We start from the raw sequence: 15,709 nt of genomic DNA on the forward strand, positions 1-15,709 counted from the left end.
GACTTTGTTAGCGCGGCAGGTTAAGGTGCAAAAAATTCCGACAATGATCGTGGTCGCCGCGGCGCTGGTCGATGCCGACCGCAAGGTGCTGCTCCAGCAGCGCGCGCCCGGGCGCAGCATGGCGGGCCTGTGGGAGTTTCCCGGCGGCAAGGTCGAGCCCGGCGAGACCCCGGAGGCGGCGCTTGCGCGCGAGCTCCACGAGGAGCTCGGCGTCGAGGTCGCCGAGGATGCGCTCGTCCCGGCCTGCTTCGCCAGCGCGCCGAACGCGGGCGCGCACATGATCCTGCTTCTCTATGTCTGCCGCGACTGGGTCGGCGAGCCGCGTCCGCTCGACGCGAGTGGCCTCGAATGGCTCACGCCCCAGCAGATGGACCCGGCAGAGATGCCGCCGGCCGACCAGCCGCTGATCGCCCTGCTCGACGCCCTGATCTAGCTCTTCCGCCGAAGCGCATCTGCGAGCGACATGGTGGCGCTGCCGCGCCGGGCCGGCTGCGGCTGGTCCGGGGACGGCGCCCAGCCGCTCAGATGGATGATCTCGAACCGCTCGGTGGCGCGCCCGTCCGGGTCGGCGGCGGCGGCAAAGGCGGCACGGGCGGCGGCAAGGCCGAGCCGGCCGACCGGCCGCCGCGAGCGGGCCGACAGGAGGTTGGTCCAGCCGAGCTCGCGAAGGTCGTCGACCAGTCGGTCGAGGGTTGGAAAGCGCACCGACACTTTCTCGCTATCGGCCACCGGCAGGGCGAAGCCGGCGCGGCCGAGCAGGTCGCCGGCGGCGCGGATGTCGATCTGCGGGTGAAGGCGTGGCGACGCCGGCTGGCCCTCGGCCTCGTCGGCGGCGTGCATCACCCTGCGCAGCAGAGGCAGGCTGCCGGCGCCGGCGAAGCCGGCGAGGAACAAGCCGTCGGGCCGGAGAAGCCGGCGGATCTGCACCAGCGCCCCTGGCAGGTCGTTGACGCTGTCCAGCGTGCCGGCCGAGACGACGAGGTCGAAGGTGGCGGGCGGGAAGGGCAGGCGGTCCTCGTCGCATTGCGTGCCGCCGAGGCGTTCGGCGAACAGCGCTCCGGCGTCGGCCGAGGCTACCTCGATGCCCTGGGCGCGCAGCCGATTGCCGAGCAGGCCCGGGCCGGCGCCGAGGTCGAGGGCGCGCGCGAAGCGGCGCGACACCAGCGCCAGCCGTTCCTCGATCTCGTCGGCCATGCGCGTCAGCAACGGGTGCGGCTCGGCCGCCAGGCGCGCGGCGCGGTCGCGGCGGAGCCGGCGCAGGGCGCGGTCGAAGGGGGTGTTCTCAAGCGGATGATCGGGAGCGGCGGGGTCGGTCACGCGCGCGCCTTAGCAGCAAGAACGGCGGCGTTCCCGCTTTCATTGCCTCCGCTTCGCCGATAAAAGTGGCAGGACGCAGCTAGTGTATTGCATCCATAATACGGCTGTGCAACAATCCCTGCATGATCCTTGGGGCAAGATGACCGAGCATAATTTCGAACAGATGCGGCGCGCCATGGTGGCGAGCCAGCTGCGCACCACCGGCGTGAACGACCCGCGCGTCATCGCCGCGATGGGCGCGGTGCCGCGCGAGCGGTTCGTGCCGGCCGATCGCCAGCCGGTCGCTTATGCCGAGGCCCAGGTGCCGCTCGGCCACGACCGAAGCCTCGGCGCGCCGATGGCGCTTGGCCGGCTGCTCACCGAAGCCGCGCTCGAGGGCAATGAGAAGGCGCTCGTGATCGGCGCCGCCACCGGCTATTCGGCCGCCGTGCTCGCCCGCCTCGTCGGCAGCGTCGTCGCGCTCGAGGAGCAGCCGGAGCTTGTCGCCGCGGCGCGCACGGCGCTGGCCGGGACCGGAGTCACGGTCGCCGAGGGGCCGCTCAGCCAGGGCCATGCGCAAGGCGGGCCCTATGATTTCATCCTGATCGACGGGGCGGTGGGCCATGTGCCGCAGGCAATCATCGATCAGGTTGCCGACGGCGGCCAGATCGCTGCGGCGATCCTGGACAATGGAGTTCCTCGTCTGAGTGTTGGACGGGTTGTGGGGGGCGCGCTCGGCGCCGTGGCCTATGCCGACGCGGATGCGCCGGCTCTGCCCGGTTTCCAGAAGCCGCGCGGGTTCAGCTTTTAAAGGAATGGAGCGGGTTTGATGCGTGCAGTGTTGCTGGCCGCCGCGAGCGTGGCGGCCATGGCGGCGGGGAGCGCCGGAGCCGAGACGCTGCGCCAGGCGCTCGATCGGACCTACGAGACCAATCCGACGATCATGGCGGAGCGCGAGCGTTTGCGCGCGCTCGACGAATCGGTCGCGATTGCGCGGGCCGCGGGCCGGCCGCAGGTGTCGGCGACGGTCGGCGTGAACCAGGACGTGTTCAACACCAATTCCGGCGAAGGCCGCAATTTCAGCGCCGGCGTCGACGTCAGCTACCCGCTGTTCAACGGGGGCCGGGTGCGCAACTCGATCCGCGCCGCGGACGCCCGCGTCGAAGCGGGCCGCGCGTCGCTGCGCGCGGTGGAGGGCGACACCTTCACCCAGGCGGTCGGTTTCTACATGGACGTCATCCGCGACCGCTCGATCGAGGCGTTGAACCAGAACCAGGTCCGCGTGCTGCAGACCAACCTCGAGGCGACCCGCGACCGCTTCGAAGTTGGCGACCTTACCCGCACCGACGTCGCCCAGTCTGAGGCGCGGCTCGCGCTGTCCCAGAGCAACCTGTCGACGGCGCAGGGCCGGCTGCGCAGCAGCGAGGAGGCCTATCAGCGAGTCATCGGCGCCCCGCCGGGCGATCTCGAGCCGCCGCCGCCGCTGCCGCCGCTGCCCGCCACCGCCGACGAGGCGGTGAACATCGCGCTCCAGAACAATCCGGACCTGCGCGCCATCGCCGACCAGGTGCGCGCCGCCGGCCTCGACGTCAGCGTGCTTCGCGCCGACCGCCTGCCCACCGTCAGCGCGGTGACCAGCGGCGATTATCTCAACCGCCTCGGCACGTCCGAGGAGCTGCTCAGCGGCCCGCCGGTCCCCGGCCAGTCGCTGCCGCCCAACGAGGTCGCCGGAATCGGCGTCGGAGTCACTGCGCGCGTGCCGATCTACCAGGGCGGCCTGGTCGGCGCCCGAGTCCGCCAGGCCCAGAATCTGCGTCAGCAGCTCGTCGAGCAGGCGATTGAGACCGAGCGCTTCGTCATCGCCCGCACTCGCGCCGCCTTCGCCACCTGGCGCGCGGCGATGGAGGCGATCCAGTCGAACGAGATCGCCGTCGCCGCCAACCAGCTCGCGCTCGAGGGCACCCGCGCCGAGCAGTCGGTCGGCACCCGCAACGTGCTTGACGTGCTCAATGCCGAGCAGGAGCTCCTCAACAGCGAGGTCCAGCTCGTCACCGCCCGCCGCGACGCCTATGTCGCGGGCTTTGCGTTGCTCAATGCCATGGGCCAGGCGGAAGCCGAGGATCTCGGCCTCGATGGCGGCGCGCTCTACAATCCGGTCGCGCACTACAACCGCACCCGCAATCGCGCGTCCGACTGGGGCGAGGATTCGCGCCGCGCGCCGACCTCGACCCGGACGGCGCCGGCGGGGGCGCCCAGCCCCGTCGCGCAGGTGGTCGGACCGGTCGATCCGAGGGCAAACAGGCCCGTGACTCGGCCGCGGCAATAAGCAATAAGCCCGTCTCTATGGGAGATGTGCAGCAAGATCCGTCGATGGAGGAAATCCTCGCCTCGATCAAACGCGTGATCCGGGAGGATGCGCGGCCCGCCGCCGTGCCGCCGCGCCGGGGCAAGCGGACCGACCCGCCGACTTCCGCCGACGACGACGTGCTGGAGCTCAACGGCCCGATCGACGAGCCGGGGCCGACCCTGGTGTCGGACGACGCCGCGGCCGCCAGCCGCCAGTCGCTCGCCGCATTGTCGACGATGCGCGGGTCCGGCGTTGCCGCCGACCAGGGCGCGCTCGAGGCCGTGGTGCGCGACATGCTGCGCCCGATGCTCAAGGACTGGCTCGACGAGAATTTGCCGCTGATGGTCGAGGCACTCGTCACCCGCGAGATCGCCCGGATCACGGGACGCAAGCTCTAGGATCCTCCCTGCCGCGTAGCGGTGGGGAGAGGGACCATCCGTACAGCGGATGGTGGAGGGGTAGCTCTTCCGCACAAACATCGAGGTACCCCTCCACCATGCTTCGCATGGTTCCCCTCCCCACGAGCCTGCGCCTCGCAGGGAGGAACTTGCTCCGCTTGCGTCGTTACGGGTGCGGGGCTAGCCAAGCGGGCATGAAGACGCTCCTCCTCGCCGGCTTCGCCGCGCTCGCGCTCGTTCCTTCCACCGCCATTGCCCGTCCGATGACCGCCGTCGACCTCGCGTCGATGAAGCGGATCGGAGCGCCGGTCGCGTCGCCCGACGGGCGCTGGCTGGTCTACCAGCTGCGCGAGACCGACCTCGCCGCCAACCGCGGCCGAATCGACCTGTGGCTGCTCGACCTGAGCCGGCCCGGCGCGGAAGCGGTTCGGATCGCCTCGACGCCCGAGCATAACGAGCACGATCCCAAATTCTCCGCCGACGGCCGCGCGCTTTATTTTCTCAGCGGCCAGTCGGGCAGCGAACAGCTGTGGCGGGTCGAGCTGCCGTCGGGAACGCCGCAGCGGGTGAGCGACGTCGCTGGCGGAATCTCCGGCTATCTGCTCGCGCCGAGCGGCGACCGAGTCGCGATCTGGACCGACCGCGACATCTCCTGCCGCGACGCGGCCTGCGCGGACGCGCCCGAGGCGCCGGAAGGGCAGGGCAGCGCGCGCACCTATGACGAGACCTTCGTGCGCCACTGGGATTCCTGGGAAACGCCGGGCGCGTTCAGCCGAATCTTCACCTATCCGCTGGTCGACGGGCGCCTCCAGGGCAACGGCACGCCGGTCGCGCCGGGCCTGCGCGGGCACGCGCCGACCCGGCCGTTCGGCGGCGGCGAGGAGCTGGCGTGGAGCGCCGACGGCCGCACGCTATTCTTCACCTTGCGCGAGGCCGGGCGCGAGGAGCCGAACTCGACCAATCTCGACATCTACGCCGCGCGCGAGGGGCAGGCGGCCGAGAACCTGACTCCGGCCAACGAGGCGGTGGACACCGCGCCGGCGGTTTCGCCGGACGGGCGCTGGCTCGCCTACACCGCGATGGCGCGCCCGACCTACGAGGCCGACCGGCTGGTCATCCATCTGCGCGACCTGCAGACCGGGGCGGTAAGGCCGCTGACCCAGGCCTGGGACCGCTCGGTGGGATCGATGGCCTGGGCGGCGGACGGCCGCAGCCTGCTGGTGACCGCTCAGGACGTGCTCGACACGCCGCTGTTCCGGGTCGACGTGCGCACCGGCGCGGTCACCCGGCTCACCGAATCGGGCTCGGTCGGCAACGTCACCCCGCTGCGCGACGGCTCGATCGTCTACACGCTGAACAGCATCGAGGCGCCCGACGATCTGTGGCTGCTGCCGCGCCGCGGCGGCGCTCCGCGCCGGCTCACCTCCGTCAACGCCGCTCTGCTCGCCGAGCTCGATCCGGTCGCGGTCGGCCGCTTCAGCTTCGCCGGCGCGGGCGGCGACCGCGTGTGGGGCCAGATCGTGAAGCCCGCCGGCACCAGCGGCCGCCTGCCGGTCGCCTATCTCATCCATGGCGGGCCTCAGGGCAGCTTCAACAACAGCTGGTCCTATCGCTGGAACCCGCGGCTGTTCTCGGCGCCCGGCTACGCCTCGGTTTCGGTCGATTTCCACGGGTCGACCGGCTACGGCCAGGCCTTCACCGACTCGATCCGGCAGAATTGGGGCGGCGCCCCGCTCGAGGACCTGCGCCTCGGCCTCGCCGCCGCCGGCCGCGCCGATCCGCAGCTCGACGTCGCCAATTCCTGCGCGCTCGGCGGCTCTTATGGCGGCTACATGGTCAATTGGATCGCCGGCAACTGGCCGGACGGGTTCAAGTGCCTGGTCAGCCATGCCGGCATCCTCGACACCCGCATCATGGCCTATGAAACCGAGGAATTGTGGTTCACCGAGTGGGAGAATGGCGGCGTGCCGTGGGACCCGGCGGTGCGCGCGACGATCGAGCGCTGGAACCCGATCAACTTCGTTCAGAACTGGCGCACGCCGATGCTCGTCATCCACGGCGAGCGCGACTTCCGGATCCCGTACAGCCAGTCGCTCGCCATGTTCAACGCGCTCCAGCGCCAGAACATCCCGTCGCGCCTCGTCATGTACCCGGACGAGAATCACTGGATCCTCAAGCCGCAGAACTCGATCCAATGGTACCGCGAGGTTCACAACTGGCTGCAGCGCTATCTCCAGCCGGGCGCGGGCCCGACAATGGGCTCGGGCGCAGGCGCTGGGGAGCGCGGGCGATAGGATCGAACGTCGCTCTCCAGACGTTTTTCTGCTAGGAGAGCGAGATGAACGCCGAACGTCCCATCTTCGAGGATCCGGATCCCGAGGCCGAAGCCGCTTCCCTCGCAAGGGCGCGCGCCGAGATTGCTGCGGGGAAGGGCGTCCCTCACGAAGAGGTGGCCAAGTGGTTGAGGACCTGGGGAACACCGGAAGAGGGTCCTCCGCCGCGTGAATGGTTCGAGTAACCTGGATGCCGGAGGCGCTCCGGCACCTCGATCTCATCCGAAACTATGTGGGTTACTTCGATCCGGTCGCCGCCGACCGGCTCGCGGGGCGGTTGCTGGACGTCGGCAACAGTCTCTCGCACTTTCCCAACCGGGGGCGTCCAGGCCCGGACGGCACTCGTGAGTTGCCGACTGTTCCCCCTTACGTGGTCAGCTATGAAGTGACTGGCGGCGCGGTCTACATCCTCCGCATCCGTCATGGCCGCACGCAACCGGAGGACTGACGGTTTCCAACTCGCCGACGCGCCGCTAATCGCGCTCGCATGACCGAGTTGCCGAAGACGTTCGACCCCGCCGCCATCGAGGGCCGCTGGTATTCCCATTGGGAGGAGAACGGCCTGTTCCGTCCGGAACGGCCCGACGCGGAGCCGTGGACGATCGTCAATCCGCCGCCCAACGTCACCGGCTCGCTCCATATCGGCCACGCGCTCGACAACACGCTTCAGGACATATTGACGCGCCACGAGCGGCTGCGCGGCAAGGACGCCTTGTGGGTGGTCGGCACCGACCATGCCGGAATCGCCACCCAGATGGTCGTCGAGCGCAATCTCGAGAGCCAGGGCCTCAAGCGCCAGGAGATGGGCCGCGAGGCCTTCCTCGAGCATGTCTGGGAGTGGAAGGCGCAGTCGGGCGGCCAGATCACCCGCCAGCTGCGCCGGCTCGGCTGCTCGATGGACTGGAGCCGCGAGCAGTTCACCATGGACCCGCACTTCGTGCGCGCGGTCAACAAGGTGTTCGTACAGCTCTACCGCGAGGGCCTGCTCTACCGCGACAAAAGGCTGGTGAACTGGGACCCCCGGTTCGGGACGGCCATTTCCGACCTCGAGGTCGAGACCAAGGAGGTGCAGGGCAAGTTCTGGCACCTCAAATACCCGCTCGAGGACGGCAGCGGCTTCATCCACGTCGCCACCACCCGGCCCGAGACGATGCTCGCCGACATGGCGGTCGCGGTGCATCCGGACGATGCGCGTTATCGCGACCTGGTCGGCAAGCGTGTTCGGCTGCCGATCACCGGCCGACTGATCCCGATCATCCGCGACGAGCATGCCGATCCGGAGCTCGGCTCGGGCGCGGTGAAGATCACGCCGGGCCACGACTTCAACGACTTCGAGGTCGGCAAGCGCGCCGGCTTCAAGGCTGTCGACATGCTCAACATGCTCGATGGCGCGGCGCGCGTCATGCAGACCCAGGACGGACTCGTCCCGGCGGAGCTGATCGGCATGGACCGCTTCGATGCCCGCAAGCGGGTCGTCGAGCTGCTGGAGGAGGGCGGTTTCCTCGAGCGGATCGAGGACAAGGTCATCCAGCTCCCTTACGGCGACCGCTCCGGCGTGGTCATCGAGCCGTGGCTCACCGACCAATGGTATGTCGACGCCGAGACCCTGTCGAAGCCGGCGATCGACGCGGTACGCGAGGGCAAGATCAAGGTCGTGCCCAAGAGCTGGGAGAAGACCTGGTACAATTGGCTGGAGAACATCCAGCCCTGGTGCGTGTCGCGCCAGTTGTGGTGGGGGCACCGAATCCCGGCCTGGTATGACGATCAGGGCAATGTCTTCGTCGCGGAGACCGAGGAAGAGGCGCAGCGCGAGGCGGGCAACCGGCCGCTGCGCCGTGACGACGACGTGCTCGACACCTGGTTCTCGTCGGGCCTGTGGCCGTTCGCGACGCTCGGCTGGCCGGACGACACCGAGCTCCTGAGGCGCCATTACCCGAACGACGTCCTCATCTCGGGCTTCGACATCATCTTCTTCTGGGACGCCCGAATGGCGATGCAGGGCCTTCACTTCATGAAGGATGTGCCGTGGAAGACGCTCTACCTCCACGGCCTGGTCCGCGACTCCAAGGGCCAGAAGATGTCCAAGTCGAAGGGGAACACGGTCGATCCCCTCGGCCTCATCGACCGCTACGGCGCCGATGCCCTGCGCTTCACGCTCGCGGCGATGGAGAGCCAGGGCCGCGACATCAAACTGGATGAGAAAAGGGTCGAGGGTTACCGCAACTTCGCGACCAAGCTGTGGAATGCGACGCGTTTCTGCCAGGCCAACGGCATCGGCGCGTCGGACACGATCGAGCCCCCGGCGGCGCAGCTTCCGGTCAACCGCTGGATCATCGGCGAGACGGTGAAGACGGTGCAGGCCCTCGACCTCGCGCTCGCCGAGCTTCGCTTCGACGAGAGTTCCAACACCATCTACCATTTCGTGTGGGCGACCTTCTGCGACTGGTATCTGGAGCTGATCAAGGGCGCGATCGACGAGGAGACCCGCAAGGTCGCCGGCTGGGTGCTCGACCAGATTCTGGTCATGCTCCACCCGTTCATGCCGTTCGTCACCGAGGAACTGTGGAACGCGCTTGGAGAGCGGCCCTACGAGCTGATTCTGGCGAAGTGGCCGATGCCGGACGCGCGGGCGCTCGACCCGGAAGCGGGCCCCGAGATCGACTGGCTGATCCGCGTGGTCAGCGGCATCCGCACCGCGCGGGCCGAGCTCAACGTGCCGCCCGGCGCCAGGCTGCCGCTCCACGTCCGCGATGCCGGCTCGGCGACGCAGGCGCGGCTTCAGCGCCACGCGGTGGCGTTGCAGCGGCTCGCGCGCATCGAGACGATCTCCGATGGCGAGGCGAGCGGCGGCGCTGCCCAGATCGTCGTGGATGAGGCCACCTATGTGCTTCCGCTCGAGGGCGTCATCGACATCGAAGCCGAGAAGGCGCGGCTACAGAAGGCGGCCGAGGCGGCCGAGAAGGAACGCGACAGCCTAGCGGGCCGGCTCAACAATCCGAGCTTCGTCGAGCGGGCCAAGCCGGAAGCGGTCGACAAGGCGCGCGCCGACCATGCCGAAAAGGCATCGGACGCCGAGAAATATCGCGCGGCGCTGGCGCGGCTCGGCTAGAGCGGTTGCGAGGCGGATGAAATCATCCGCCGGCCTGGCAACCGCGCCAACCAAGGGTTCAGCCGCGCCGCCGTCACATCACTGTGTCGGCGAGGTTGGAGCGGTATTTGGTGCCGGTCTGGCGGTCGTTGAGCTCGATATAGACGTAGCTCGGGGGTACCTCGCCTTCCGGCATCGCGAACCAGATGCTGCCGAGGTTCGACGGGCTCCCCAGCGCGCAGAAGCCGTAGAGCCGCCGGTTGGTGCGCCCGTCATAGAAATCGACCCAGGTGCGCGACGCATTGGTGTTGCTTCCGCACGGCGGCAGGCTTGGCGCCGCGGCGAACATAGCGGCCGGATAGGCGTCTTTGTTGAACACGTCGTAGCTGTAGCGGATGAAGTTTTGGCCGTTGGCCTGATATGGAACGGCGCTGGTGAGATAGAGAATTGGATTGGGTATCGGCTGAAAAGCTGAGGCGCTGGTGCTTGCGATCATCAGCAAGCCGACGGTGAATAACGGCCATCTGGGCATTTGCTTCATCGGTCATCCTTTCCGCGCTGGGGGATGAACACGCTGCAACTGGCAAAAGCGAAGGTGCCACCTGGGCGCCGTCTTGGCAAGCCGCGTCAGGCCGGCACGACGACTTCGATGGCCCGCTCGGCGACCGATGCCGTGGCCGGCGTGCGCGCCAGCACCTCGCCGTCGATCGAGATCGGTAGCGGTGGGTCGGTGATGATGCGGAGCGAGCGGCCGCGGAACTGGCGCACCTCGCGCTCCTTCTTGGGGAGGCCGAGAAGCAGCCGCACCCAGTTCATAACGAGGGTCGTGCGGGCCCGCCCGATCACCGCCTCGACGACGATGTCGCCGCTGTCCACCGAAGCGTCCTCGACGACCTCGATTCCACCGTGGAAGGAGCCGTTGGCGATTCGCACTTCCAGCGCCCGAAGCGTCTCGCTGCCGTGCGGTCCTTCGACGGTCAGCCGGAAGGAATGGAAGCGCGCCAGGCACCACAAGGACCATAAGAGGTAGCCGGGGCGGCCGAGATAGCGCTTCAATTTGTGCGGGATGGTCTGGCCGATCATCGGCGACAGGCCGATCGATGAGGCGTTGGCGAAATAGTCGCCGTCGATCGCTCCGACGTCGATTCGCCGCCGCTTGCCCGTCGCGATCGTCTCGATGGCGCCGTCGAGGTCGACGGGAATGCCCAGCGTGCGGGCGAAGCTGTTGGCGGTACCGAGCGGCAGCAGTGCGAACACGCAGTCGTGGTCGACCACCTCGTCGACCGTGCAGGACAAGGAGCCGTCGCCGCCGCCGACGATGACCATCGGGGTGCCGCCGCGCACCGCCCCCTGCATGGTGGAGATGAGGTCGCGGTCCGGGCGACGGATGGAATGCTTCGCGGTGAGCCGGATGCCGGCCGCCTCGAGCTTGGCGGCGGCTTCGCGGAACAGCTTCTGGCCGCGCCGAGAGCGGGTGTTGACGATCAGCACCGCTTCCTTCGGCACCGGGCTGGATACGTTCACTCTGTTCGCCCCTTCCGCCTATCGGCTTTCCCGGCGCGGTTATGGACGCTAAGCCGGGCCAAGTCATGTCCACCCCTGCTTTTCCCGACATCCGCATGCGCCGCACCCGCGTCGCGCCCTGGAGCCGCCGTCTGGTCGCGGAGACGACCCTGTCCGCCGCCGACCTGATCTGGCCGTTATTCGTCGCCAGCGGCGATGCGGTCGAGCCGATCGCCAGCCTGCCCGGCGTATCGCGCTGGCCGGTCGCTCAGATCGGCGACCGCGCCCGCGAGGCGCGCGACCTCGGCATCCCGCTGATCGCTTTGTTCCCCAACACGCCAGGCGATCTACGCAGCATCGACGCGGGCGAGGCGCTCAATCCCGACAACCTCATCTGCTGCGCCGTGCGTGCCGCCAAGGACGCGGCGCCCGATGTCGGCGTGATGACCGACGTCGCTCTGGATCCCTACACCGCTCACGGCCATGACGGCATCATCGACGCCGCCGACTGCGTGCTCAATGACGAGACGGTCGAGGTCCTCACCCGCCAGGCCATCGTTCAGGCCGATGCTGGCGCCGACATCATCGCGCCGTCGGACATGATGGACGGCCGCATCGCCGCGATCCGCAAGGCGCTCGAGGGCTCGGGCCACTGCGACATCCAGATCATGGCCTATGCCGCCAAATATGCATCGGCCTTCTACGGCCCGTTCCGCGACGCCGTCGGCTCGCGCGGGCTGCTGAAGGGCGACAAGAAGGGCTATCAGATGGACCCTGCCAACGCGCTCGAAGCGCTGCGCGAGGTCGCGCTCGATATCGCCGAGGGCGCGGACCACGTCATGGTGAAGCCGGGCCTGCCCTATCTCGACATCATCCACCGCGTGCACGAGCGTTTCGGGATGCCGGTCTTCGCTTATCAGGTGTCCGGCGAATATGCGATGATCGAGGCCGCCGCCGCCGCGGGGGCAGGGGACCGCGACGCGCTTCTCATGGAGACCCTGATCGCCTTCAAGCGGGCCGGATGCTCCGGGGTCCTGACCTATCATGCGCCCGTCGCCGCGCGCATATTGACCAGCTGAAACAACGAACAAGCCAGATTTTTGGGGGAGCGGGAGCGTCAGTGAGCCAGGAAAGCGTACTAGGCGCCAAGAGCAACGAGCGGTTCGCGCGCCCTCTGTTCCTGACGACGATCGTCGTCGGATCGTTCCTGCTGTTCCTCACCCAGCCGATGGTCGCGCGCATGGCGCTTCCGCGGGTCGGCGGCGCCCCCGCGGTGTGGAACAGCGCGATGCTGGTCTACCAGCTGCTGCTTCTCGCCGGCTATGCCTATGCCCATTATCTCGGCCGGGTGAGGCCGCGCTACCAGGTCGGCATCCACGTCATCCTGCTCGGCGTCGCCGCCTTGTGGCTGCCGCTCCACCTCGTGAGCTGGGTGCCGCCCACGACCAGCCAGCCGGCCTTCTGGGTGCCGTGGTTCCTGCTCGCCTCGATCGGGCCGCTCTTTTTCATCGTCTCGGCCCAGGCGCCGCTGATGCAGCGCTGGTACGCGCTCGAGACGAGCCGCGGCGATCCTTATCCGCTCTATGCCGCTTCCAATCTCGGCAGCTTCGCGGGTCTCATTTCCTATCCGCTCCTGGTCGAGCCGCTGATGACGCTGCAGGAGCAGTCCTATCTGTGGACCGGCCTCTATGCGGTGCTGGTCCTGCTGGTGATCGGCTGCGCGGTGACCGTGCCCGGCCACGCGGTCGAGAAGATGCCGGAGGAGACCGCGCCCAAGCCGCCTCCCAAACGGGTTCTGCGCTGGATCGCACTGGCGGCGGTGCCGTCGGGGCTGATGCTGTCGACGACGACCCACCTCACCACCGACATTGTCGCCATCCCCTTGCTGTGGGTTCTTCCGCTCGGCCTCTACCTGCTGAGCTTCGTCGTCGCCTTTGCGGCGCGGCGGAAGGTCGCCGACTTCATCACCCTGCTGGCGCCGGTCGTCATACTGATCGCCGGCGGCCTCGCCTTTGCGAGCGGATCGCGCGACCCGCTGGTGGCGGCAACGCTGGGCCTGCTGCTGCTCTTCACCATCGCGGTTGCGCTTCATACCCAGATGTTCCGCCTGCGCCCAGCGGTCGGCCATCTCACCCGATTCTACCTGGCAATGTCGTTCGGCGGCATGCTCGGCGGCCTGTTCTGCGCGATCGTCGCGCCGCTGGTGTTCGACTGGGCCTATGAGCACCCGCTGCTGATCCTCGCGGCCGCGCTTCTCGTCCCGCAGACGCCCTTGCTCGGCTGGCCTCGGCACCTGTCGCCGATCCTGACGGTGGCGCTGCCCGGCCTCGCGCTCGTGCTGTCGCTCGCGACCTTCCTCTACCTGCGCGACACCTCGGTGATGGCGGGCACGATCGTCGTGTCGCTGCTCGCGCTCGCCTGCCTCGGCCGGCCGCTCGCCTTCATGATCAGCCTTGCCGCGCTGATGCTCAGCTATGGCGGCTGGCAGGTGCTCTACCAGTCGACCACGGACACCCGCACCCGCTCCTATTTCGGCATCTACCAGGTCAACACGCGCTACAATGACGCGGGCGAGGCCTATGCCCGCGCGCTGACCCACGGCACGACCCTTCACGGCATCCAGAATCTCGTGCCGGGCACCGAGACGGTGGCGACCAGCTATTATGCGCGCCGCTCGGGCGTCGGCCATGCCCTCGCCAACGCGCCGCAATTGTTCGGGCCCAATGCCCGGATCGGAGTCGTCGGCCTCGGCACCGGGACCTTGTCCTGCTACCGCCAGCCCGGCCAGAACTGGACGATCTTCGAGATCGATCCCGTCATGGTCGACATCGCGCGTAACCGCTTCAGCTTCCTGTCGCGCTGCGCCCCGGATGCGCGGATCGTGCTCGGCGACGCCCGCGTCAGCCTCGCCAACGCGGCGCCCAATTCGATCGACATCCTCGCGGTCGACGCCTTCTCGTCCGACGCGGTGCCGATGCACCTGCTCACCCACGAGGCGCTCGGCGTCTATGGCCGAGCGGTGCAGCCCGACGGAATCGTCCTGTTCCACGTCTCCAACCGCTATCTCGACCTCAAGCCGGTCGTCGCCGACCTGGCCGAGCGGGGCGGCTGGCAGACCGCGATGCTCGAATATGATCCGACCGAGGACGAGCAGATGATGAACGCGACGGTGTCGGTGTGGATCGCCCTGTCGCGCAACCCGGCCTCGCTCGACCGTCTCGTCCAGGCGAGCGGCGACGATGCCGGCCAGTGGCTGCTGCTTCAGCGCACGCCCGGCTTCGCCGGGTGGAGCGATGACTACGCCTCGATCCTGCCGATCCTGCGGCCGCCCGAGATGCCTTGGGAATGATCGAGACCGAGCGGCTGATCCTGCGCGGCTGGACCGAGGCCGACGTCGAGCCCTTCATCCGCCACACCAACAGGCCGGCGGTGATGCGCTGGCTCGGTGGCGTGCGTCACGAGGCGGACCTGCGCGAAGTCATCACCGAACGCTTCCCGCGCTGGCAGGCCGAGCGCGGCTTCACCTTCTGGGCGGTCGAGCGCAAGGAGGACGGCGAACTGCTCGGCTTCTGCGGCCTCAAGCGCGCCGATGACGAGGGCACAAGAATCAAGGGCTGGCACGAGATCGGCTGGCGCCTGCGCGAGGATGTATGGGGCCAGGGCTATGCGCGGGAAGCCGCCACCGCCTCGCTCGACTTCGCTTTCGAGCAGGCCGGCGCGGAGCGCGTGGTGGCGCTTACCGTGATCGGTAATGAGCCCAGCTGGCGGCTGATGGAGCGGCTCGGCATGACGCGCCGCCCGGACCTCGACTATGAAGGCCCGGCATGGGCGGAGACGCCGGTCATCGCTTATGTGATCGAGAGGGAAGAATGGCAGGCGCGAACCTCCTGAGCTTTGGCGCCAAGGCGCCGCGCATCGACCCGCAGGCGTTCGTTGCGCCCGGCGCTCAGCTCATCGGCCACATCGAGATGGGGCCGGAATCAAGCGTCTGGTACAATTGCGTGCTTCGCGGCGACATGAACCTCATCCGCATCGGCGCGCGCTCCAACATCCAGGACGGCAGCGTCATCCATGTCGATCCGCCGCGTCCCGGCGGCCCGGAGCAAGGCTATCCCGCGCTGATCGGCGAGGAGGTGCTGATTGGCCATATGGCGATGGTCCATGGCTGCACCCTTCACGACCGCGCCTTCGTCGGCCTCGGCGCGATCGTCATGGACGGCTGCACGATCGAGAGTGACGCGATGCTCGCCGCCGGTGCGATGCTGACGCCCGGCAAGCGCATCCCGTCGGGGCAATTATGGGCGGGCCGCCCGGCCAAATATGTACGCGACCTCACCCCGGACGACATTGTCGGAATGCGTGCGGGAGTCGTCCATTATGTCGAGCTCGCGAAGCGTCACCGCGAAGAGGCGAAACCGCTCTGGCGGCCGAGGCTGCTCCTGAGGCCTTCCAGCCGGCGATGCTGATCGTTGGCGAGCGCCTGCGCGAATTGCTGCGCTTCCATAAGCGCCTCATGATCCGCCTCGCTGGTCGGCGCGTCCGCCCGCTCGACCGCTAGCCGGTCGAGATCGGCGAGCGCCACCGTCGTCTCGGTGCGCGCGACCTCGGCCCGCGAGATCGCTTCCTGCGCCTGCACCCAGCTGTCCGAATTGGCCCCGCCGGCGGCGCGCGCCAGCGGCGCGGCGCGGGCAAAAGCGCGTTCGAACGCCGCGTCGCCGGCGCGGGCGCGCGCGAGCAGATCGGC

General features: G+C 68.6%; 14 protein-coding genes and 1 pseudogene. 11 read left to right on the plus strand and 4 right to left on the minus strand.

What is annotated here, in order from left to right; genetic code table 11:
- Window positions 1-43: 43 nt before the first annotated feature.
- The gene (locus G7B71_RS11040) at window positions 44-433 is read left to right on the plus strand and encodes a (deoxy)nucleoside triphosphate pyrophosphohydrolase (protein WP_166040812.1); all 390 of its coding nucleotides are present in this window, start codon (window positions 44-46) and stop codon (window positions 431-433) included.
- On the opposite strand, the gene G7B71_RS11045 is transcribed toward G7B71_RS11040, so the two are convergent.
- Window positions 430-1,317 (minus strand): methyltransferase domain-containing protein, encoded by an 888-nt coding sequence (locus G7B71_RS11045; RefSeq protein WP_243406214.1) that lies wholly within the window; start codon window positions 1,315-1,317, stop codon window positions 430-432. The genes G7B71_RS11040 and G7B71_RS11045 overlap by 4 nt on opposite strands.
- A 139-nt stretch (window positions 1,318-1,456) precedes the next feature.
- On the opposite strand from G7B71_RS11045, the gene G7B71_RS11050 reads away from it, so the two are divergent.
- From G7B71_RS11050 to G7B71_RS11075, 6 genes are all read left to right on the plus strand, one after another.
- On the plus strand, window positions 1,457-2,107 hold the full coding sequence (locus G7B71_RS11050; RefSeq protein ID WP_166040814.1) for a protein-L-isoaspartate O-methyltransferase: 651 nt from the start codon (window positions 1,457-1,459) through the stop codon (window positions 2,105-2,107).
- A gap of 18 nt (window positions 2,108-2,125) precedes the next feature.
- A complete protein-coding gene (locus tag G7B71_RS11055; RefSeq protein WP_166040816.1) occupies window positions 2,126-3,622 on the plus strand; it encodes a TolC family outer membrane protein in 1,497 nt (498 codons plus the stop codon).
- A gap of 17 nt (window positions 3,623-3,639) precedes the next feature.
- A complete protein-coding gene (locus G7B71_RS11060; protein ID WP_166040819.1) occupies window positions 3,640-4,041 on the plus strand; it encodes a DUF2497 domain-containing protein in 402 nt (133 codons plus the stop codon).
- A gap of 194 nt (window positions 4,042-4,235) precedes the next feature.
- Entirely contained in the window at window positions 4,236-6,335 is a 2,100-nt protein-coding gene (locus G7B71_RS11065; RefSeq protein WP_166040821.1) for a S9 family peptidase, read from the plus strand.
- 229 nt (window positions 6,336-6,564) lie between these two features.
- Window positions 6,565-6,822 carry a type II toxin-antitoxin system RelE/ParE family toxin gene (locus G7B71_RS11070; protein ID WP_207774776.1) on the plus strand — a complete coding sequence of 86 codons (258 nt, stop codon included), beginning with the start codon at window positions 6,565-6,567 and terminating at the stop codon, window positions 6,820-6,822.
- Between the two features lie 39 nt (window positions 6,823-6,861).
- Entirely contained in the window at window positions 6,862-9,483 is a 2,622-nt protein-coding gene (locus G7B71_RS11075; protein ID WP_166040825.1) for a valine--tRNA ligase, read from the plus strand.
- 73 nt (window positions 9,484-9,556) lie between these two features.
- Here G7B71_RS11075 and G7B71_RS11080 read toward each other — a convergent pair whose 3' ends face one another.
- Window positions 9,557-10,003 carry a hypothetical protein gene (locus tag G7B71_RS11080; protein ID WP_166040827.1) on the minus strand — a complete coding sequence of 149 codons (447 nt, stop codon included), beginning with the start codon at window positions 10,001-10,003 and terminating at the stop codon, window positions 9,557-9,559.
- An 86-nt stretch (window positions 10,004-10,089) separates the two neighbouring features.
- Window positions 10,090-10,986 (minus strand): YegS/Rv2252/BmrU family lipid kinase, encoded by an 897-nt coding sequence (locus G7B71_RS11085; RefSeq protein ID WP_166040829.1) that lies wholly within the window; start codon window positions 10,984-10,986, stop codon window positions 10,090-10,092.
- A gap of 65 nt (window positions 10,987-11,051) precedes the next feature.
- Between G7B71_RS11085 and hemB the strand changes: the two genes are divergently transcribed.
- From hemB to G7B71_RS11105, 4 genes are read left to right on the plus strand one after another with little or no spacing between them, the layout of a single operon-like run.
- A complete protein-coding gene (hemB, locus tag G7B71_RS11090; RefSeq protein ID WP_166040831.1) occupies window positions 11,052-12,044 on the plus strand; it encodes a porphobilinogen synthase in 993 nt (330 codons plus the stop codon).
- A 41-nt stretch (window positions 12,045-12,085) separates the two neighbouring features.
- The gene (locus G7B71_RS11095; RefSeq protein ID WP_166040834.1) at window positions 12,086-14,314 is read left to right on the plus strand and encodes a fused MFS/spermidine synthase; all 2,229 of its coding nucleotides are present in this window, start codon (window positions 12,086-12,088) and stop codon (window positions 14,312-14,314) included.
- Window positions 14,311-14,856 carry a GNAT family N-acetyltransferase gene (locus G7B71_RS11100; RefSeq protein ID WP_166040836.1) on the plus strand — a complete coding sequence of 182 codons (546 nt, stop codon included), beginning with the start codon at window positions 14,311-14,313 and terminating at the stop codon, window positions 14,854-14,856. The genes G7B71_RS11095 and G7B71_RS11100 overlap by 4 nt, the downstream gene beginning before the upstream one ends.
- Window positions 14,835-15,431, plus strand: a complete 597-nt coding sequence (locus G7B71_RS11105) for a gamma carbonic anhydrase family protein (protein ID WP_166040838.1) — start codon at window positions 14,835-14,837, stop codon at window positions 15,429-15,431. Before G7B71_RS11100 ends, G7B71_RS11105 begins: the two co-directional genes overlap by 22 nt.
- On the opposite strand, the pseudogene G7B71_RS11110 reads toward G7B71_RS11105, so the two are convergent.
- A pseudogene (locus G7B71_RS11110) lies at window positions 15,362-15,709 on the minus strand (hypothetical protein); the annotation flags it as partial. The gene G7B71_RS11105 and the pseudogene G7B71_RS11110 sit on opposite strands and share 70 nt — an antisense overlap.

It is taken from the genome of Sphingosinicella sp. YJ22 (assembly GCF_011320075.1).
In the GTDB taxonomy this organism is placed as follows: Bacteria; Pseudomonadota; Alphaproteobacteria; order Sphingomonadales; family Sphingomonadaceae; genus Allosphingosinicella.